At 37.0% G+C, this 19845-nt stretch carries 20 protein-coding genes and 1 pseudogene; 6 read left to right on the top strand and 15 right to left on the bottom strand.

The window, feature by feature from the left end; translation table 11 throughout:
* Nucleotides 1-7 precede the first annotated feature (7 nt).
* From ANG_RS05515 to ucpA, 5 genes are all read left to right on the top strand, one after another.
* Nucleotides 8-1000 carry an alpha-ketoacid dehydrogenase subunit beta gene (locus tag ANG_RS05515; RefSeq protein WP_025271776.1) on the top strand — a complete coding sequence of 331 codons (993 nt, stop codon included), beginning with the start codon at nucleotides 8-10 and terminating at the stop codon, nucleotides 998-1000.
* 108 nt (nucleotides 1001-1108) lie between these two features.
* Nucleotides 1109-2152 carry a dihydrolipoamide acetyltransferase gene (locus ANG_RS05510; protein ID WP_025271775.1) on the top strand — a complete coding sequence of 348 codons (1044 nt, stop codon included), beginning with the start codon at nucleotides 1109-1111 and terminating at the stop codon, nucleotides 2150-2152.
* A 31-nt stretch (nucleotides 2153-2183) separates the two neighbouring features.
* Entirely contained in the window at nucleotides 2184-3887 is a 1704-nt protein-coding gene (gene lpdA, locus ANG_RS05505) for a dihydrolipoyl dehydrogenase (protein WP_025271774.1), read from the top strand.
* Nucleotides 3888-3895: 8 nt separating this feature from the next.
* Nucleotides 3896-4885 carry a lipoate--protein ligase gene (locus ANG_RS05500; protein WP_003034477.1) on the top strand — a complete coding sequence of 330 codons (990 nt, stop codon included), beginning with the start codon at nucleotides 3896-3898 and terminating at the stop codon, nucleotides 4883-4885.
* Between the two features lie 351 nt (nucleotides 4886-5236).
* Nucleotides 5237-6034: an SDR family oxidoreductase UcpA gene (gene ucpA / locus ANG_RS05495; RefSeq protein ID WP_025271773.1), complete on the top strand. Its 798-nt coding sequence runs from the start codon at nucleotides 5237-5239 to the stop codon at nucleotides 6032-6034.
* A 61-nt stretch (nucleotides 6035-6095) separates the two neighbouring features.
* Here the strand turns inward: ucpA and xerS are convergent, their stop codons facing one another.
* The 5 genes from xerS to ANG_RS05470 all read right to left on the bottom strand — a co-directional run bounded on the left by xerS (nucleotide 6096) and on the right by ANG_RS05470 (nucleotide 10533).
* On the bottom strand, nucleotides 6096-7166 hold the full coding sequence (gene xerS, locus ANG_RS05490; RefSeq protein WP_003034462.1) for a tyrosine recombinase XerS: 1071 nt from the start codon (nucleotides 7164-7166) through the stop codon (nucleotides 6096-6098).
* A gap of 257 nt (nucleotides 7167-7423) precedes the next feature.
* The gene (locus ANG_RS11430; RefSeq protein WP_025271772.1) at nucleotides 7424-7747 is read right to left on the bottom strand and encodes a P-loop NTPase family protein; all 324 of its coding nucleotides are present in this window, start codon (nucleotides 7745-7747) and stop codon (nucleotides 7424-7426) included.
* 16 nt (nucleotides 7748-7763) lie between these two features.
* Entirely contained in the window at nucleotides 7764-9314 is a 1551-nt protein-coding gene (gene ffh, locus ANG_RS05480) for a signal recognition particle protein (protein WP_003034502.1), read from the bottom strand.
* Between the two features lie 72 nt (nucleotides 9315-9386).
* On the bottom strand, nucleotides 9387-9719 hold the full coding sequence (locus ANG_RS05475; RefSeq protein WP_003034487.1) for a putative DNA-binding protein: 333 nt from the start codon (nucleotides 9717-9719) through the stop codon (nucleotides 9387-9389).
* A 115-nt stretch (nucleotides 9720-9834) separates the two neighbouring features.
* Complete coding sequence (locus ANG_RS05470) at nucleotides 9835-10533, bottom strand: GntR family transcriptional regulator (protein ID WP_020999608.1); 699 nt, start codon at nucleotides 10531-10533, stop codon at nucleotides 9835-9837.
* Between the two features lie 141 nt (nucleotides 10534-10674).
* On the opposite strand from ANG_RS05470, the gene guaA reads away from it, so the two are divergent.
* Nucleotides 10675-12234, top strand: coding sequence for a glutamine-hydrolyzing GMP synthase (guaA, locus tag ANG_RS05465; protein WP_020999607.1), 1560 nt, complete (start codon nucleotides 10675-10677; stop codon nucleotides 12232-12234).
* Nucleotides 12235-12391: 157 nt separating this feature from the next.
* On the opposite strand, the gene ANG_RS05460 is transcribed toward guaA, so the two are convergent.
* The 10 genes and pseudogenes from ANG_RS05460 to ANG_RS05425 form a co-directional block, all read right to left on the bottom strand.
* Nucleotides 12392-13600 (bottom strand): tyrosine-type recombinase/integrase, encoded by a 1209-nt coding sequence (locus ANG_RS05460; protein ID WP_025271771.1) that lies wholly within the window; start codon nucleotides 13598-13600, stop codon nucleotides 12392-12394.
* The gene (locus ANG_RS05455) at nucleotides 13593-13793 is read right to left on the bottom strand and encodes a DUF3173 family protein (protein ID WP_003034496.1); all 201 of its coding nucleotides are present in this window, start codon (nucleotides 13791-13793) and stop codon (nucleotides 13593-13595) included. The genes ANG_RS05460 and ANG_RS05455 overlap by 8 nt, the downstream gene beginning before the upstream one ends.
* A 2-nt stretch (nucleotides 13794-13795) precedes the next feature.
* A complete protein-coding gene (locus tag ANG_RS11425) occupies nucleotides 13796-14515 on the bottom strand; it encodes a hypothetical protein (RefSeq protein ID WP_229031528.1) in 720 nt (239 codons plus the stop codon).
* Nucleotides 14516-14674: 159 nt separating this feature from the next.
* Nucleotides 14675-15163: pseudogene (locus tag ANG_RS11420) on the bottom strand (DUF927 domain-containing protein); the annotation flags it as partial.
* Nucleotides 15164-15734: 571 nt separating this feature from the next.
* Entirely contained in the window at nucleotides 15735-16376 is a 642-nt protein-coding gene (locus ANG_RS11415; protein ID WP_231847253.1) for a hypothetical protein, read from the bottom strand.
* 298 nt (nucleotides 16377-16674) lie between these two features.
* Nucleotides 16675-17727, bottom strand: coding sequence for a hypothetical protein (locus ANG_RS05445; protein ID WP_020999604.1), 1053 nt, complete (start codon nucleotides 17725-17727; stop codon nucleotides 16675-16677).
* Nucleotides 17728-18252 (bottom strand): DUF1643 domain-containing protein, encoded by a 525-nt coding sequence (locus tag ANG_RS05440; protein WP_025271770.1) that lies wholly within the window; start codon nucleotides 18250-18252, stop codon nucleotides 17728-17730.
* A 112-nt stretch (nucleotides 18253-18364) separates the two neighbouring features.
* Nucleotides 18365-18652, bottom strand: coding sequence for a hypothetical protein (locus tag ANG_RS05435; RefSeq protein ID WP_003033100.1), 288 nt, complete (start codon nucleotides 18650-18652; stop codon nucleotides 18365-18367).
* 99 nt (nucleotides 18653-18751) lie between these two features.
* On the bottom strand, nucleotides 18752-19471 hold the full coding sequence (locus tag ANG_RS05430; protein ID WP_003033105.1) for a DUF2628 domain-containing protein: 720 nt from the start codon (nucleotides 19469-19471) through the stop codon (nucleotides 18752-18754).
* Between the two features lie 16 nt (nucleotides 19472-19487).
* Entirely contained in the window at nucleotides 19488-19757 is a 270-nt protein-coding gene (locus tag ANG_RS05425; protein WP_018543484.1) for a Mor transcription activator family protein, read from the bottom strand.
* Nucleotides 19758-19845: the final 88 nt, after the last annotated feature.

Here is a 19845-nt window from a genome sequence, read left to right as displayed (position 1 = left end):
AGATAAAATGGAAACAAAAACAATGTCCTTCCGTGATACCATTATCCTTGCTATGTCTGAGGAAATGCGTCACGATGAAAATGTGTTGTTAATGGGAGAAGATGTCGGTATTTTCGGAGGAGATTTCGGAACATCTGTCGGAATGTTAGAAGAATTCGGTCCAGAACGAGTACGTGATTGTCCAATTTCTGAAGCAGCTATTTCAGGAGCTGCAGCAGGATCGGCCATGACTGGACTACGCCCAATTGTAGATATGACTTTTATGGATTTTTCTGTCATTGCCATGGATGCAATTGTCAACCAAGCTGCTAAAACGCGTTATATGTTCGGTGGTAAAGGTCAGGTTCCGATGACAATTCGCTGCGCAGCTGGAAATGGTGTCGGATCAGCTGCTCAACACTCACAATCTTTGGAATCTTGGTTTACCCACATTCCAGGTTTAAAGGTCGTGGCACCTGGCACTCCTGCGGATATGAAAGGGTTGCTAAAATCTTCTATCCGCGACAACAATCCTGTTATTATTCTTGAGTACAAGTCAGAATTCAACCAAAAAGGCGAAGTTCCGCTTGATCCTGATTATACAATCCCTCTCGGTGTTGGTGACATCAAAAAAGAGGGAACGGACGTGACAGTTGTGACCTATGGAAAAATGCTCCGTAGGGTTATGCAAGCAGCTGAAGAATTGGTAGAAGAAGGCATTTCAGTAGAAGTGGTTGATCCTCGTACCTTGGTGCCTCTGGACAAGGATATCATTATTAACTCAATCAAAAAAACAGGAAAAGTCGTTCTAGTCAATGATGCCCACAAAACTAGTGGTTATATCGGTGAAATTTCTGCTATCATTTCCGAATCAGAAGCATTTGACTATTTGGATGCACCAATTCGCCGTTGTGCTGGCGAAGATGTTCCTATGCCCTATGCTCAGAATCTTGAAAATGCTATGATTCCGACAGTTGAAAGTATCAAAGAGGCTATCCGTAAGACTTACAATAAAGAATAAAACTGAAATTGATATTGGCTACAACGTTTTACATAACTAAAATTATGTAAAAGCAAAAAACAGTTCAAGATTAAAGAACAATCAATAAAAAAAGAAATAGGAGAAGCTATGACTGATGATAAGTTAAGAGCGACCCCCGCTGCTAGAAAATTAGCAGATGATTTGGGTATCAATCTCTATGACGTATCTGGTACTGGCGCAAAGGGACGCATTCACAAAGAAGATATTGAAAGTTATCGAGAATTCAATATTGTGAAAATTACGCCCCTTGCAAAACGTATTGCAGAAGAAAATAACATCGCTTGGCAGGAAATCCAAGGGACAGGCGTGCACGGCAAGATTATGAAAAAGGATATTCTGGCTTTGCTGCCTGAAAATGTTGACTCAGACAGCATCAAGTCACCTGCTCAGATTGAGAAAGCGGAAGAAATATCTGACAACATCACTCCTTATGGAGAAATTGAGCGCCTTCCAATGACGCCAATGCGAAAAGTCATTGCCCAAAGAATGCTTGATTCTTACCTGACAGCGCCAACTTTCACTCTCAATTATGATGTAGATATGACAGAGCTGCTGGCGCTGCGTAAAAAGGTTTTAGAGCCAATCATGGAAGCGACAGGAAAGAAAATCACGGTCACAGACTTGCTTTCTATGGCAGTTGTTAAAATCTTAATGAAGCACCCTTATCTCAATTCGTCTCTGACAGAAGATGGGCAAACCATTATCATGCACAAGTATGTCAATCTGGCTATGGCTGTTGGTTTGGATAACGGGCTTATGACACCAGTGGTTTACAATGCCGAAAAAATGAGTCTGTCTGAGTTAGTCGTTGCTTTTAAGGATGTGATTGGTCGGACTTTAGACGGGAAATTAGCCCCAAGTGAGCTGCAAAACTCAACTTTTACGATTAGCAATCTAGGAATGTTTGGTGTTCAATCCTTCGGACCAATTATCAATCAGCCTAATTCAGCGATTTTGGGAGTCAGTTCAACCATTGAAAAACCAGTCGTAGTAAACGGAGAAATTGTGATTCGACCAATTATGAGTCTTGGATTAACTATTGACCACCGAGTCGTGGACGGTATGGCAGGTGCTAAATTCATGAAAGACCTAAAAGAACTGATTGAAGACCCGATTTCAATGTTGGTGTAGGAAAAAGTTAAAATGAGAGGAAAAGAAAAATATGGCCTTAGAAGTAATTATGCCAAAAGCCGGCGTTGATATGACAGAAGGACAGATTGTTCAATGGAATAAAAAAGTTGGCGAATTTGTAAAAGAAGGAGAGATCCTTCTGGAAATCATGACAGATAAAGTCAGCATGGAGTTAGAAGCAGAGGAAGATGGCTATCTGATTGCTATCTTGAAAGGAGACGGTGAGACTGTTCCTGTAACGGAAGTTATCGGTTATCTGGGCAAAGAAGGAGAAAATATTCCGACTGCTCTGGCTACTTCAGATGATAGTCCAACACCAACTGCAACCACAACTTCTAACGACGATAATAAGAGTAATGACGCTTATGATATTGTGGTTATTGGTGGCGGACCAGCTGGCTATGTGGCAGCGATTAAAGCAGCTCAATTAGGAGGCAAAATTGCCCTTGTTGAAAAATCTGAACTAGGTGGAACCTGCCTCAACCGTGGCTGTATCCCGACTAAGACCTATCTTCACAATGCAGAAATTATTGAAAGCCTAGCCCATGCAGCAAACCGCGGTATTATCATTGAAAATCCAAACTTTACTGTCAATATGGATAAAGTTCTGGAAACTAAAAATAAGGTTGTCAACACACTTGTCGGAGGTGTTGCAGGTCTGCTTCGCAGCTATGATGTTGATGTTTACAAAGGAATTGGTACCATTACCAAAGATAAGAATGTCTTAGTGAACGGTTCTGAACTTCTTGAAACCAAGAAAATTATCTTAGCTGGTGGCTCAAAAGTCAGCAAGATTAACGTTCCAGGCATAGAATCACCACTTGTTATGACTAGCGATGATATTCTAGATATGAAGGAAGTTCCAGAAAGTTTAATAATCATTGGTGGTGGCGTTGTTGGTATTGAGCTAGGACAGGCTTTCATGACCTTTGGTAGCAAGGTGACGGTTGTCGAAATGATGAATCGGATTGTTCCAGCTATGGATGCAGAAGTCTCTAAAAACCTTCGGCTCATCCTTGAGCGCAAGGGCATGACCATTTTGACAGAGACCAAGTTGGAAGAAATTGTCGAAGAAAATGGCAAGCTCCGCATCAAAGTTGCAGGAAAGGGAGATATCATAGCTGATAAAGCTTTGCTTTCTATCGGACGCGTGCCTGATTTGGAGGGAATTGGCGAGGTTGACTTTGAACTAGACCGCGGTCGTATCAAGGTCAATGAATATATGGAAACTTCTGTTTCAGGAATTTACGCACCCGGAGACATTAACGGTACCAAGATGTTGGCGCATGCAGCTTTTCGTATGGGAGAAGTGGCTGCAGAGAATGCTCTCAAAGGCAATCACGTAGTTGCTAAATTAAATCTAACTCCAGCAGCCATCTACACTTTACCAGAAGTTGCGGCAGTCGGTCTGACAGAAGAACAAGCTCGCGAAAAATACGATGTAGCTATCGGCAAATTCAACTTCGCAGCAAACGGACGAGCAATTGCATCTGATGCTGCTCAAGGATTTGTCAAAGTGATTGCTGATAAGAAATACGGAGAAGTTCTCGGTGTTCACATCATCGGTCCCGCTGCAGCCGAGTTAATCAATGAAGCCTCTACTATCATCGAAATGGAAATCACGGTGGAAGAAATGCTCAAGACCATTCACGGTCATCCGACATTCTCAGAAGTTATGTACGAAGCATTTGCAGACGTACTCGGCATGGCTATCCATGCCCCTAAGAAAAGATAAGAGGCACTATGAAATACATTATCAATAATAGTAACGATACAGCTTTTAATATCGCTCTTGAGGAATATGCTTTCAAGCATCTTCTTGACGAAGATATGATTTTCTTGCTTTGGATCAATAAACCCTCTATCATTGTCGGACGTCATCAGAATACCGTGGAGGAAATCAATCGAGATTTTGTACGTGAAAATGGCATTGAGGTTGTTCGTCGTATCAGTGGAGGCGGAGCTGTCTATCATGACTATAACAATCTTAACTACACCATTATTTCCAAAGAATCTGAGAACAAAGCCTTTGATTTTAAGAGCTTCTCTATTCCGGTCATCAAGACCTTGGAAGCATTAGGTGTAAAAGCCGAATTTACAGGGCGCAACGATTTGGAAATTGACAGTAAAAAGTTCTGTGGCAATGCTCAGGCCTACATCAATGGCCGAATCATGCATCACGGTTGCTTGCTGTTTGACGTAGAATTATCCGTCTTAGCGAATGCCTTAAAAGTTTCCAAGGACAAGTTCGAGTCCAAAGGTGTTAAGTCTGTTCGAGCTCGTGTAACCAATATCATTGATGAATTGCCTGAAAAGATTACTGTCGAGCAATTTCGCGACCTCCTGCTAGACTATATGAAGAAAGAATATCCAGAAATGACAGAATATGTCTTCTCCGATGATGAACTAGCTGAAATCAACCATATCAAGGAAACTAAATTTGCTACTTGGGATTGGAACTATGGCAAATCGCCAGAGTACAATGTTCATCGTAGTACCAAATTTACTAGCGGTAAAGTGGAAATCTTTGCCAATGTTGTTCAGTCAAAAATCGAAAACATCAAAATTTACGGAGATTTCTTTGGAATCGAAGATGTAGCAGCAGTAGAAGAAGTCCTCAAGGGTGTTAAATATGAAAGAGAAGATGTTTTAAATGCTCTTGAAAACCTGGATATTTCTCGCTATTTCGCTGGAATTAGCCAAGAAGAAATTGCAGAAGCAGTGGTCGGCTAAATCACAAGACTATAACAAAATAAAAACATCCTTACGTTTATTTAACTAAGGATGTTTTTTCTATTGTTTGAAGAAGCTGGTTATCAGGATGTTCAGATGCTTCTGGGATACACCACAGCCAATAATCGCTTGAAGAATATCCGCTTTGGAGCAAGTTCCTTATTATCGAACCCTACAGAAATTATTGGATAGAATTTTTATAAAGAGGACGAAACATCATAGCAAATGCGAGGTTTTCCTTCATTATTATATTGACAAGCAACTAGAAAAGTACTAGACTAAAGTTAGAAATACATCATAAAATGTCACAAAAATCTGTCAAACTTCTTCGTTTTAGAAAGGATGGTTACTATGGCTAAATTAGATGGAAAAGTTGCTTTGATTACTGGAGCTGCTGTCGGTCTGGGTCAGGGCATTGCCTCAGTCTATGCCAAATATGGCGCCAAGCTCTGCCTTTTCGATCGAGACCCTCAAGTAGAAGCAACTGCTCAAGAACTTCGTGACAGCTACCAAATAGATATTATCAGCTATATCGGTGATGTCAGTCGTCTAGAAGATTTGGAAGCGGCTGTCTCTCAGACTATCCAAGCCTTTGGGCATCTTGATATTGCCTGCTGTAATGCTGGTATCTGCAAGCTGGCGCCCTTTGAAGAAATGACAGACCAGATACGGGATCAACATATTAATGTCAATATCAAGGGCGTTTGGAACACTTGTCAGGCAACCATCAAGCCCATGTTGAAACAGAGAGCAGGCGCTATCGTCATCGCATCATCTGTAACAGGCGATTTGGTTGCTGATGCTGGAGAAGCAGCTTACGCGATGACCAAGGCAGCTCTGGTCGGCTTAACCAAGGCCTTGGCAGTAGAATATGCCGATCGCAATATCCGGGTTAACTGCAGCCAGCTAGGCTATGCTCGGACACCGATGGTCGAAAAAATGGCCTTGGAATCCAACCCAGAACATCCAGAAGTTCCTATTCAAGATATTGCGGCCGCTGTCCCAATGAAAAGATTAGCTAAACCGCAAGAAGTAGGGGAACTCTTTGCCTTTTTAGGTAGTGACGAATCCTCCTATCTTACAGGAACTCAAATTGTCATTGACGGCGGTAGTACCCTACCAGAAACTATGAGCATGGGCACAAACTAGCAGCATTTAGCTCAATTCAAATAAAAAATTTGCATACCTTAAATTATGCAAATTTTTTATTTTATAAGTTATCCAATGCATTTTTTTGTTCGTCATTAACAATATGGGTGTAGAGGTCTGTAACTTGAGTACTGGCATGTCCTAGCTGATGACTGACCAAAACTTGAGATTTAGTAGCATCATAAAGTCGAGTAGCCAGCGTATGGCGGAGTTTGTGAGGTGTCACTCGAACTTTGAAATCTTCAGAATACTTAGCAACCATCTTTTCTACACTAGAAGCATCAATCCGGTTAGGAACACCTCTATATTCCGTCAAAAAGAGGGCAGTGTCTGATTTTTCAGCTTTGTAACGTTTAGAGCGAACCTCCAGATACCTTTCCAAATAAGCTTTGGCAAAAGCTGCAACATTGACAGAATCTCTTTTCCCGCCCTTACGAGTAACTTCAATGACCATCATTTTGAGATTTAGGTCTTTCAAATCAAGATTTACTGCCTCGGATAGACGAACACCAGATGCAAGAAGCAGTGCTATGATTGCCAAATCTCGCTCTTTATTTTTTTCAAAAGAGGAGAGAGCCCGATTTGATAAATTTTTAGGGTATTCTTCATCAATATAATTCAAAAATTGTTCAGTTTCTTCGCCCAAAAAGAGTTTTTGTTTGATGTTTTCAGCGCGCGCAGCTAAAGTTTCTCTCTTTTTCTTAGTAGACACTTTTTTCATGACATTACGATAGAAATAAGGCTCCCCATTCTCATTTTCCACCTCTTCAGTTAAATATTTATAAAGGCTAGAGAGAGCAGAAAGAGTGCGATTAATGGTGGTTTGCGATACCCCGTTCTGTGTAGTATTGGCATTCAGCAATGGACGCTCCCGTAAGTAAAGAATAAACGCTTCCATATCTTTTTTAGTCATATTTTCCAATACTGACAGAGGAATTTCTGCAATCTGCGCCCCATCAGCAATTCCAGAGTCTAAAATCCAATGAAAAAAGCGGTCATATTCTTTGAGATATTCATATAAGGTTGTAAAACTGTATGGAACAGTCAATTTAGACTGATAGTATTCCAAAACGTACCAAGGCATGATAGCCTTTAGTTTTTCAATTCTTTCTAACAATATTTCGCGTTTCATTAAGATATTCTCCATCATTTTCTATAAATAGAAGTATAGCACACTCCTGTATTTTTTTCAAGAAAATTATAGTTTTTCGGAAAGATGTGTGTAAGGGTCTATTGAAAGATTCGTTTCTTTACTTTGTAATAGATAATACACAATACAAAATAAGATTGGTTGGAATCACTGAATTTTATACAACTGATCTTGTTATATTATCACTATCATCGTTATCGTTTTGAATATCTTGGTTTTGTTTTTTTATATTTTCTAGTTCAGTAAGTATTTTGCATAAAGACAATTCGGTTGGCGTAAGCTGCTCTATCGTGAGTGACTAAAACAATAGTCACACCTTTTTTGTTGATTTCTTTAAAGCTTTCCATCACTTTCTGGCTGATTTTTGAGTTTAAAGCACCTGTAGGTTCATCAGCAAATAAAAGTTCTGATTGATTTATCATAGCACGACGTACGACAGATACCTGCGCGTTGTAATTGTCCTCCTGAAATTTCTCGAATACACGTTTATCATCAAATGTCAATAGTTTTTCAAAAAAAATAAAACAGCCCACCAAATTGAACTGCTTTATTCCAATCATCATTTACTACAAAATATGTTTATTTCCGTTTTTTCTTAGCCTTTTTCATTTTATTTGCCATACGTTTCATGGCTTGTTTGGTTGCAAATTCGCCGATTTTTCCTTTAAGTCCGCCACCAAACATCTGGCTCATATCAGGATTACCAGCTCCCCCTAAAGCGGACACGTCCATATTTTGAAGGGCTGACATATCCATACCGTTCATATTTGACATATTTTTCGGTAAATTGTTAGGATTGAGCCCCATTTGCTTCATCATCTTATTCATATCGCCAGACATGACACCTTGCATGACGGATTTTGCTTGGTTAAAGTCCTTAATAAACTTATTCACTTCGACAAAGCTATTACCAGAACCTGCAGCAATCCGACGGCGACGACTTGGATTAAGAAGGTCGGGATTTTCCCGTTCGACAGGTGTCATAGATGATACAATGGCACGTTTGCGGGCGATTTCGTTTTCATCTACCTTAAAATTCTTCATCGCAGGGTTGTTAGCCATGCCAGGAATCATCTTTAACAAATCTTCCATTGGCCCCATATTTTGTACTTGATCTAGCTGGTCAATGAAATCGTTGAAATCAAAGGTATTTTCTCTCATTTTTTCAGCCATCTCAAGTGTTTTTTGCTCATCATACTCCTGAGAAGCTTTTTCAATCAAGGTCAGCATATCTCCCATGCCCAAAATGCGGCTAGACATCCGATCTGGGTGGAAAGTTTCAATATCGGTAATCTTTTCTCCAGTACCAGTGAACTTAATTGGCTTGCCAGTGATTTGCCGGACAGATAAGGCTGCACCACCACGTGTATCGCCGTCAATCTTGGTCAGAATAACCCCAGTCACTTCCAACTGAGCGTTGAATTCGCGAGCTACATTGGCAGCTTCTTGACCAATCATAGCATCTACGACCAAGAGGATTTCATTTGGTTGAGCCAGTGTTTTGACATCGCGCAGCTCATTCATAAGTCTTTCGTCAATTTGCAAACGACCTGCCGTATCAATTAAGACATAGTCGTTGTGATTAGCCTTGGCTTGCTCTAGACCTTGATGAACAATCTCTACTGCTGGTACTTCTGTACCCAGTGAAAAGACTGGTACATCAATTTGCTGACCAAGAGTTTTAAGCTGGTCAATGGCTGCTGGACGGTAAATATCAGCAGCTATCATCAAAGGACGAGCGCCTTCTTCCTTCTTGAGTTTATTGGCCAACTTTCCGGCAAACGTAGTCTTACCAGCACCTTGAAGACCGACCATCATGATAATAGTCGGGATTTTTGGAGATTTGATAATTTCTGCCGTATCAGAGCCTAATACAGCGGTCAATTCTTCATCAACGATCTTGATGATTTGTTGAGCAGGATTTAGTGTATCAATGACTTCGTGTCCGACAGCGCGCTCACGAACTTTCTTGATAAAGTCTTTAACAACTGGCAAAGCCACATCGGCCTCCAAGAGCGCCAGGCGAATTTCTTTGGTCGCCTCTTGAACATCACTCTCTGAAATTTTTCCTTTTCTGCGTAGATTTTTAAAAACATTCTGTAAACGTTCAGTTAAACTTTCAAATGCCATAAATTTTATTTCTCCTAGTTAATTTCTATGTTATTGGTTATTGATTTTTGCGTTTTTTGAGCTGACAATTCACTATTCTCGATTGTCAATACTAGATAAAATTGCGATTTGCTCTTGTAAATAGGCATCATTAGCATATTTTTCCGTTATTTGATCGAAAATCTGACTTCTGACGATATAGTCTGAATACATGTGGAGCTTCTTTTCGTAGTCTTCCAGAATCTTTTCTGTTCGTTTGATATTGTCATAAACAGCCTGACGACTAACTTGAAATTCCTCAGCAATCTCAGCCAAACTGTAATCATCCGCATAGTAAAGCTCGATATAATTCATTTGTTTATCTGTTAAAAGCGCTGCATAAAACTCAAAAAGAGCATTCATTCGGTTGGTTTTTTCAATTTCCATAAAGATTATTATATCAAAAAATACAGATAAACTCTACTAGTGAAGAGCTTTACTCACTAAAAAACACTCTTAAATCACTAAGGGTGTTTACGTATATTAAATTATGTAATTTAAATCAGTTATTTTCCAGATAAAATTCAAATCGTTCGCCGACATACTGACTTTTAACATATTCAAAAGCGGTGCAGTCGTCAAAATAAGAAATCTGTGTCAAACCAAGAATGGCATGTCCTCTAGGGATTTCTAGATAATGTGCAATCTTTTCTTTGGCAAGACGAGCATAAATGGTCTGTTGAGATTTTCCGATTTTATAGCCATGTTCTTGTAAGGTTTGAAAAAAATGTTTCGTAATTTCTTCTTTATTAAAATTTTTGATGAATTTCTCTGGAATGGAAGCGACTTCGTAAACTACGGGGATATTATCCGCATACCGCACCCGCTCCATTCGGACAACGTTTTCCGTCTTCTCAATTCCTAATTTTTCGACCTCTTCTTTACTTGGCAGTGTTCGACGGTAAGAAATCAATTGACTTGAAGGTGTCTTGCCTTGGGATTTGATGATTTCTGTAAAGCTGGTTGTGCCGCGCATCTTTTCCTGAACCCGTGTACTGGCTACAAATGTACCGCTACCCATACGGCGCTCTAGTACTCCTTCTTCGACTAAAAGAGTGATTGCCTGACGAAGTGTCATGCGGCTAACCTCAAATTGTTCAGCTAAATCGCGCTCACTTGGCAGACGTTGCCCGATTTTCCAGATTTCCTCGTCAATTTCTTTTTTTATTTGATCGTGAATTTTAATATAAGCTGGAAGCATAGTAACCCCTTTCAAGAATGGTTTCCTCTCTTCATTGTATTATCAATTGAAATAAAAGTCAATCGCTACTTAATGTTATTGGAAAAAGTCTTTATTTTGTGTTAGAATAAACAAAGAAAAGTCTTTTAAGAAAGGGAAGAAATGACAACTACAACTGAATTGCAAGATGTCGAAAGAATTATTGTATTAGATTATGGAAGCCAATACAATCAGCTTATTTCACGCCGAATCCGCGAGATTGGTGTTTTTTCTGAGCTGAAAAGCAATAAAATCACAGCTGCTGAGGTTCGTGAGATAAATCCGGTCGGAATCATTTTGTCAGGTGGACCAAAGTCTGTATATGAAGCAGGAGCATTTGACATTGATCCTGAAATTTTTGAATTGGGTATTCCAATTTTGGGAATTTGCTATGGAATGCAGCTTTTGACTCACAAATTAGGCGGGAAAGTTGTACCTGCTGGAAATGCCGGAAACCGTGAGTACGGTCAATCCGAGCTCACTCATACTGCCTCTAAACTGTTTGCAGGAACTCCTGAAAAACAAATTGTTCTCATGAGTCACGGAGATGCTGTCACCGAAATTCCTCAAGGATTTGTACGTACTGGTACTTCTGCCGACTGTCCATTTGCAGCTATTGAGCAACCTGAAAAGCAGATTTATGGCATTCAATTTCACCCTGAAGTACGCCACTCTGTTTATGGGTATGATATTCTACGCAATTTTGCTTTGAATATTTGTGGCGCCAAAGGCGACTGGTCAATGGATAACTTTATTGAAATGCAAATCAAGCGAATTCGAGAAACGGTTGGCGATAAACGTGTTCTTCTCGGGCTTTCAGGTGGTGTTGATTCATCCGTTGTTGGTGTTCTCCTTCAAAAAGCTATCGGAGACCAGCTTATCTGCATCTTTGTAGATCATGGATTGCTCCGTAAGGGCGAAGCAGATCAAGTCATGGATTCCCTTGGAGGAAAATTCGGTCTGAATATCATCAAAGCAGACGCTGCCAAACGTTTCCTTGATAAATTAGCTGGTGTTTCTGATCCAGAGCAAAAGCGTAAAATCATCGGCAATGAATTTGTCTACGTCTTTGATGATGAAGCAAGTAAGCTGAAAGATGTAAAATTCCTCGCACAAGGAACACTTTACACAGATGTCATTGAGTCTGGTACAGATACTGCTCAAACAATCAAATCGCACCACAACGTCGGTGGACTTCCTGAAGACATGCAGTTCAAGCTGATTGAACCTCTGAACACCCTCTACAAAGATGAAGTTCGCGCGCTTGGTACAGAACTTGGTATGCCAGATGAAATTGTTTGGCGTCAGCCATTCCCGGGTCCAGGACTTGCTATACGTGTCATGGGGGAAATTACAGAAGAAAAACTCACCACTGTACGTGAATCCGACGCCATTCTCCGCGAAGAAATTGTGAAAGCTGGACTCGATCGTGATATTTGGCAATACTTCACTGTGAATACTGGTGTTCGCTCAGTCGGTGTTATGGGTGATGGTCGAACTTATGATTATACCATTGCCATTCGTGCTATTACTTCTATCGATGGAATGACAGCAGATTTTGCTAAAATCCCTTGGGAAGTACTACAAAAAATCTCTGTTCGTATCGTCAATGAAGTAGACCACGTCAACCGCATTGTCTACGATATTACCAGCAAACCACCAGCAACGGTTGAGTGGGAATAAGTCAACTATAATGTTTAAATATTTTTTATTGGTTTTACAAGGATTGACACGTTATTTCATATACTTACCGCAACTTTTAGTTAAGTTATTCCCTGCCCATATCCCTGCTTTTAACCCCCAACGCTAAATTTTATGCGTTGGGGGTTAATTTCTATATTCATTTTTTCTTAATTACTTGGTTACCTTTAAACTTTACTTTACTCTCAACACCATATTTGATATCAATATCGCCTTCTATAGCTTGTGCAACACTTTCATCATTCCTTGACCATAGGTGCGCATAGTGTTTTAGTGTTATCTCTGGGCTTGAATGCCCTAGTCTTCGAGAAATAACTAAGACATCAATATTATGCTCATTGATAAGATAACTTGCATGGCTCTGTCTTAATCCTTTGGCCTGTATTTGATGGACACCGCTGATATCAGCATGACGCTTAATAATTCTATTAATTGTTGAACGGTGTAGTGGTGCTTTTGAATAACTGATGATGAACGGACCTATATATTGCTTTTCTTGTCGCTGTTTCCATTTAACCAACAGTTGAATAGTTGTATCATCTAAGGAAATAGTACGCTGACTACTAACAGTTTTTGTATAACTCTTTACTCTATAATTTGCTTTACCTCTCATTTCTAATGTACCGTGTATTCGCATTTTTTTATTTTCTAAGTCTATATCCGCCCATTTTAATGCTAATCCCTCAGATACTCTAATTCCAGTCATATAATATAACCAGATTGCGATAAACGACATATGCTCATAAAGGTCATCTATGTAAAAGCTTGTCAGTACCTTCTCAAACTCTGCCTTAGTCCAGTAAGCTACTGTTGTTCGTCCTTTAGAAATTGCATCCGTCTGTTTAGAAAGGTTCGTTTCAAGATATTGTATTTTTACCGCATAATCTAGAGTCTTTCTAAATACTCCATATATCATTGACGCATAGCTCTGTGAGTATTGGTTATGTGTCAAAAGATATACTCTGAATTTTTCACAATCAGTAAGAGTGATGTTCCTTAACTTTATTTTTCCAAATATCTGAACTAACAAGTTTAGTGCAGGCTGTTTAGAAAGCCATGTTCCTTGTTCTACGCTTTTTTCATACATTGGCAGATAATTTTCTTTCATAAATCGTTCATAGGTTATATCATAATCACTATAATTCTTCACTTTATGATACTCCAGTTTTATTTTGGTAACCTCCTCATACGCTTCTTTAGCTGTACGGAAAGGATTGCCTTTTGCTGACTTAGAGGATTTTTTCTGAATTCGTTTTCCTGTAATTCTGTCTACACCCAGTTCTACACTGTAGTAATAAAATCCAGTTTTATCATTTTTATATACACAAGGATATTTTGTTTTACCCATTACAACTGCCCCCTTCAATTTTAATTCCTATCATTTTTTCTACAGCATAGGTTGGAACAACTCCACAACGTTTATTGAGATAGAATTCATACCCGTTTTCAACAAGCCAACATTTAGCTTGTCTAATAATATTTTTGGCTGTATGTTGTCTATACCCCAATTTAATGAGTGCAGTGTAATCTATCGTTTCCATTCTTAATACCCCCTTATTATCTCTGCCTCTATTGCAAAATTTCTCCAGTGCATTGGTAACTCTAAGCAATACATTGCGATTTTATGATTTTCATAGGTTACATATTTTACACTTCGCCTCTTATCCGCTATCCATTTATTCTGACTTATTAACAGTTGGATGGCTTTTTCAACGTTAGAAATAGAGAATTCTTTTTTCAACATCTTGACGAACTCCTCTCTGAAGAAATAGACTCTATACGTTCCTTTCTGAGCTTTAATCATTCCTATTTTCTTTCCACCTATCGAGTATCCCTCCTTGATGTTGAATAGTCCAGCGTGAGATAAAGTATAATCCACTATCTTATCATATAAATCAGAAGGGATTTCACCTCTTTTATCTAAAGTTTCTTTCTCTGTCTTTATTAAAAACTCGCAAACCCTCTTTTTGTCGATATCTATGTCTAGCAATTCCTTAACCAGAATTGCAGAACTATAAATAATGGCATATAGTGTGCATATTCGGGTCTTAAAGTTACTTTCTGGAAGTTTCTCTAGTAGTTCAGTATAGGCTGTTTGATACACTTTTTTTATGTATCCAGTTCCCTGTTCATGTTTAAAAATTTTTTCCATGAATGCATCACTGGCTACTCCATAGTGCTGAGAACATCTTAGTTTGATATCATCAGCAATAGCTCCATTTTTTGTCCAAGCTTCCTCTGAAGAAAGTTCTATATATCTCATATGCAATCCTTGATTTGAATTAAGGTAGTTTGCTATCGGTACCTCCGAGGTTGTAGCGATTACAGTATTGAATCGTAGCTGTTCAGATAGCGTAGAAGAGGAACTTAGCCGTAAGCGACTTCGACCTTGTCCGATTTGATACAATAGTTCCGATAGGTCTGTACTTCTTGAAGCTGACAACTCGTCAATTGTAGTCACTACTCCTCTATTTTCATTCAAAATAGCAAGTAAAGCATTCTGAGTAGCACTGAATGAATACATGTTATTTACTGGACTAGAGTAAATACTATTAATTAAATGCAGCGCTGTTGTCTTACCGCTTGTTGATTGCCCGTAGAAATTGACGATTAAGCTTCCGATATCAGGCTTATCAGTGATTGCTAGGTATCCTAGTACGATTGAACTAAAACCCACACATAATGCAATCTCCATATTGCTATCAAGTACATTATCAAGGACCATTTGTCTCCATTCTTCAAATGTTTCTCGTGACGACAAATTAAAGAGAGAGTTATCTACTAGTAGACTTACTTCTGTATCTCCATAATTTCTATCCAACCTGAAAGTTAATGTGTCTGAATCGTTTGTTTTCCACCCGACATATGAATGGATATTCTGAATAGGGACTGTTTTTAACTGATAATTCAGATATTCAATAACTTTCTGAGGTGCTGATGCTAAAATAATACCGAATTTTGTTAAATCAGAAATCTTATAAGGTGATAGAGTGATTCCTAATATTTTTTAGGTATTCTTTTTACCTTGAATTAGATACTGAAACTCATATTGAAAGTGGTTTGTGTCAATATTGAAGAAACTTTTGGAAATAAAGAATGGAGTGGATGATATGATTTCAGTCTTTTTATCAGAGATTTTATATATACCAGATTTACTAACTTCGTAATCTCCAAAGTTGTATCTCTTCCCATTAATTAAATCCTCTAGAGTTGGTACCTCTTTCCTACTTGTCGAAGATTCTTTTAATAAGAATTCCTCGGGGCATGGATATTTAGATATGAAATCATTAATAGTTTTACTTGAGCAACTAGCATGGAGACACTTAAACCTACATCTTCCATATTTAGTTATGGTGAAACATGCTCCACTATCAGTATTTGAATGCTCTTTCATTGGGCAAGTTTTGAATGGATATAATTTAGTGCCATGTTCATCTTCTTTATATGAATGAAACTCTAAATTATAATATTTTAGCCATTCTTCACCTTTCGCTAATTAATATATAAGGTTTCTCATTAACCTGTTCCCCATTTTTAGCTGTTGTTTTGTTTTCTTGCTCAGGGAGTGTCTCTTTTAATTGAGAAATTAGTGAATTTAAATTTTCTTCCGTTAAACCATCTGATGTCTCGTTGGGAACATAAAGCAGTTTACTTTGACGGTACGGTCTTTCAGAAGTATTCTCTCCCTTACAATTCAGTGTTCCGTATAAGCGAGTAATGCGACTAGGGTTATATACTGTAACATCAATTTTAGACTGTTTATTTGAAAATTTTTGATTTAGTAAATTTAAAATTAATTTTATTTTATCTTTAGTCGTAACTGATGAGAGGAAGTTTAACGGTATTAATAAGTGAATGCCATTTCCTGAATCTGCAATAATTATATGATGTATTGTTATTCCATTAACTTCGAACCATTGTAGAATATTATCGGCCACGGTTATGGCAGATTGCTTTTCTTCCTTTGTAGCACACACCCCGCTCGGACGCTCAGGGTCAATATCTATCAACATAAATCGGTACGAAGAAATATCACTATCTTTAATTGCTACATTTCCTGTCTTACAATCATCATGAATTTTATTAAACGTAGTATAGTAAGCATATTTTGTATCAATTGACACACTTGATTTTTAGGTGATTTTTCACCTAAAAAACGCAAATTAATTTTTTGAATGCCATAATTACTTAATACTCCTAATGTTCGTCCTACTTCTGAAACAATTGCATCATTGGATATTTCATTTTGACACACTTGACACACTAAATCATTGATAAAGGTACTACTCATATTTAGATACCATCCTTTTTTTAATATATAATTTCTCTTGCGCAGGAGATGGTTATATTATATGACGTATCTTAAATAAAAAATCCCCCAACTCAAAACAGAGACAGGGTTGACATTTATTGGATTTTATGTTAATAGAAGAAAGGTTTTAATTTACAAGATATATTTTTATTTTCAAGGATATTAGCGATTTCTTCGTCTATATAGCGGTATATTTGTTCTAGAGGCTGAAGCTTTTGATATTCATTTAGGTTATTAAAACCATCTTTTCTTGATTTATTAAGAGCATCAGGTAAAGAAATCTTCTTACTAGTGACCCACTCCTCTAGAATTGACCTGTTAGCTATTTCTTGTTTTAACTTATCTGAAATTTCAAATACAAATAAACTTAATATTAATTTCTCAGTATCCTCTCTCTCTTCATCTGTCATTTCATTTAAGTAATCGAATAACTTGTTATTTTCTAATATCATTTTATCTTTCTCTTCAATCAGGAACTTTTCCACATCAATACTTCTATATAACTTAGAGGAAACATTTAGCTCCTTGCTTTTAATCACTTGATGATAAAATTTTTGCTTTTCTATGTATTTATCTTGAAGTGACTCAAAGTACTTTTCGGAGTTCTCACTTAATTCCAATTCATCAAGACCAAAAATAAGCATATTTAATAAGAAATCGTCTTTTATTAAACTATCCCAATCTTGGATTTCTAATTGTTGTTTTTCATATGTAAAGGTACGATTAAATATCAAATAAAAATCATTTAATAGATTATTCAGGTTATAGAATGAAATAAGGATAAATAAAAGATATACTACTGGTTTACTAGAAATTTCTATATCATCTATATTATTTCGAGTAAATCTCATATAGCTGTCTATGTTTTGTAAATTACTCAAAGATTCGGGGAAATAGCTCTCATTTCTTACTTGAGTAATAATATTTTCAAAAATATTAGAATGATATTTTTGAAATTCTTTAGAATGTTTTAAAATGATTATACAAGCAAGTAGCCTACGATAGAAATATTTCTCTATTTTATTATCAAATATACCTACTCGTACTTTTCTTCCTTGTTTTTCTCCAGAATCACTATCCATAAGCTTGCTTTGATATTCATATACATAAAAAATATTTTCTTTTATCTCTCTTATCGTAATATTTCCATTATTGTTCACCATCTAGCTTACTCCTTTTTTACTAACATTATACCACTTTTTCCTTACTTGACTAGCCAATGGATGAAAACAAAACTCTTGATGTTCGTCTGTTAAATACCTTATTTTATCATCTAATTGATTATTTTCGAGCAAATGATACAGGTTATCAACTCGGTAAGCTACTTGTTTATTTTTTAAGGGTAATGAGCCATAAGCAAATATTATTTCAGATGATTTTTTCACGCATTCCAATATATGGTCGTCGTTATCTACATTAGTTGCTTTCAAATAGTTTTTCTTATCAATATCATACTTAGAAAATAAGTTTACACTATAAAAGCCACCATACCCCAGCTTATAAACATTTTTAGTAATTAACATCATTGTCATATCATCTCCTACCAAATTACTAGAACTAGGGTATAAAGTTAGCACTGTAACCATAGGCTTATTATTCCATTGTTTACTAAGAACATATCTATGCTGTCTATTGCTAGACTCTATAATTTCTATTTTGATATTAGCATTTGACTGTTTTTTTGCCATTATATGCCTTCTTTTTCTCCTTTCTATTTTGCTGTAACTCATTTAAACACGAGGTTGTTATCAATACAATAATATCTAGTGTTAATTTTTTCCAAAACATATTTGCCTCCTTCTAATTTATAATATATGCTTGTAATTTATTTTCGACCAATAATCCAGTTATAATCGGAATATCTGTTCTAATATGAGTTATGACATATACAATCAATTCATCATAAGCATAGTAATATACTCTTACTTTGTCATCTATCAATAATTTATCACAATTTACAGGTAACAGCCTTCTATCTAATTCAGATACAAATAATTCATAACTTTCGCTGGCTATCTGTGAATAATCAATAGGAGTTTGAGATTCTAAGCGTTGCAATATTTCTTTAACTTTTTCTATATGTTCCATTTTAATAGTTTTTCTTTATATATTTTACTGTAAATAATAAAAGACACAGCACCTTTTTCAAAAAAGTACTATGTCTTTTATTGTTAGAATTGTGTTCTACTATTTCTGATTAATAAAATCGAACAATATACTCCAATCTTTCGGTAATTGTTCTCCATATTTCTCTTTTCTATAGTATAGATAGTTCGCCTTACGTCCAACTAGGATACCAAAAACTACAGATAACGGTATTCCGACAAAAGGGATGAGATAAATGACGGCATCAATTATTGCTAGCTGCCACATACCTTTCGTAAGTGACCAAATTGTTGTGAAGAAAAATGCCACCAAGTTAAATTTCCCTTGATATTCTTCATTACTTTTTTCTATAGCAGAAAATTCGTTTTGATAATATTCTGAATATGACTTATATGAAGAGTCTGAAGTCGTATATTTAGAAGATTCTCTATTTCTTGCTTTACCACTAACCCTTACGCCGCATGATGTACAAACCTCTTGCTCAGCTGTAGTTGTAGCTCCGCAATTTTGACAATAATTATGTCCGTTTAACGGATTAATACCACAAGATGTGCATATTTCGGCTTTTTCATTAACTTTACTTCCACAACCTTTACAGAACGCTTTTGCATCATTACTGTCGGCATTACGTGATACATTTTTTTCAAGATTAACTCCACACGCAACACAAACAACTTGTTCTGGATTTGTGTTTACTCCACAATTATAACAATATGCATTTCCGGTTTGTGGATTTACCCCACAGTTTAAACAAAATTCAGCATTTTGATTTACTTCTTTTCCGCATGTTTTACAAAACATATATAACATCCTCCATTTACTTACTACTACTTTTTTCTTGTACTACTCTATTAATATGCCTAACAGAATACCCGTATTTTTTTGCAATATCTCTTGAATTATTTCCATTAAATTCGGAATAAACTATTCTTTGTAATCCCTCCTTTGATAACAATCTCATGGGAAAATTAATATAAGCTCCTTTATAATGAGTGTATAACAGAATAGTATTTTCTTTTCCTATCAATGAAGCCAACTCCATATAAATTTTATTCCAATCACTAGGGTGTGTTTGTTCTAATGCCATTTTTAAATAATCCCCCCTACAATAAATTTAACTACCCTTTCTAAGACAAATCAACTGCTAAATGACCTAGACAAAATCAACAAAAAGA

The sequence above is a fragment of the Streptococcus anginosus subsp. whileyi MAS624 genome, from assembly GCF_000478925.1.
GTDB lineage: Bacteria > Bacillota > Bacilli > Lactobacillales > Streptococcaceae > Streptococcus > Streptococcus whileyi.
The sequence above is the reverse complement of the archived record's forward strand: the minus strand, read 5'-3'. Positions and strand labels throughout refer to the sequence as shown.

Coding starts and splice junctions, on each gene's coding strand:
- ANG_RS05470 (WP_020999608.1), bottom strand. CDS start 10,533: ATGCTTCCAGCTTATATTAAAATTCACGATCAAATAAAAAAAGAAATT.
- ANG_RS05475 (WP_003034487.1), bottom strand. CDS start 9,719: ATGGAAATTGAAAAAACCAACCGAATGAATGCTCTTTTTGAGTTTTAT.
- guaA (WP_020999607.1), top strand. CDS start 10,675: ATGACAACTACAACTGAATTGCAAGATGTCGAAAGAATTATTGTATTA.
- ANG_RS05425 (WP_018543484.1), bottom strand. CDS start 19,757: ATGGCATTAGAACAAACACACCCTAGTGATTGGAATAAAATTTATATG.
- ANG_RS05500 (WP_003034477.1), top strand. CDS start 3,896: ATGAAATACATTATCAATAATAGTAACGATACAGCTTTTAATATCGCT.
- ANG_RS05445 (WP_020999604.1), bottom strand. CDS start 17,727: ATGGTGAACAATAATGGAAATATTACGATAAGAGAGATAAAAGAAAAT.
- ANG_RS05455 (WP_003034496.1), bottom strand. CDS start 13,793: ATGGAAACGATAGATTACACTGCACTCATTAAATTGGGGTATAGACAA.
- xerS (WP_003034462.1), bottom strand. CDS start 7,166: ATGAAACGCGAAATATTGTTAGAAAGAATTGAAAAACTAAAGGCTATC.
- ANG_RS05460 (WP_025271771.1), bottom strand. CDS start 13,600: ATGGGTAAAACAAAATATCCTTGTGTATATAAAAATGATAAAACTGGA.
- ANG_RS11430 (WP_025271772.1), bottom strand. CDS start 7,747: ATGATGATTGGAATAAAGCAGTTCAATTTGGTGGGCTGTTTTATTTTT.
- ucpA (WP_025271773.1), top strand. CDS start 5,237: ATGGCTAAATTAGATGGAAAAGTTGCTTTGATTACTGGAGCTGCTGTC.
- ffh (WP_003034502.1), bottom strand. CDS start 9,314: ATGGCATTTGAAAGTTTAACTGAACGTTTACAGAATGTTTTTAAAAAT.
- ANG_RS05515 (WP_025271776.1), top strand. CDS start 8: ATGGAAACAAAAACAATGTCCTTCCGTGATACCATTATCCTTGCTATG.
- ANG_RS05430 (WP_003033105.1), bottom strand. CDS start 19,471: ATGTTTTGTAAAACATGCGGAAAAGAAGTAAATCAAAATGCTGAATTT.
- ANG_RS05440 (WP_025271770.1), bottom strand. CDS start 18,252: ATGGCAAAAAAACAGTCAAATGCTAATATCAAAATAGAAATTATAGAG.
- ANG_RS05435 (WP_003033100.1), bottom strand. CDS start 18,652: ATGGAACATATAGAAAAAGTTAAAGAAATATTGCAACGCTTAGAATCT.
- lpdA (WP_025271774.1), top strand. CDS start 2,184: ATGGCCTTAGAAGTAATTATGCCAAAAGCCGGCGTTGATATGACAGAA.
- ANG_RS11425 (WP_229031528.1), bottom strand. CDS start 14,515: ATGAGATATATAGAACTTTCTTCAGAGGAAGCTTGGACAAAAAATGGA.
- ANG_RS05510 (WP_025271775.1), top strand. CDS start 1,109: ATGACTGATGATAAGTTAAGAGCGACCCCCGCTGCTAGAAAATTAGCA.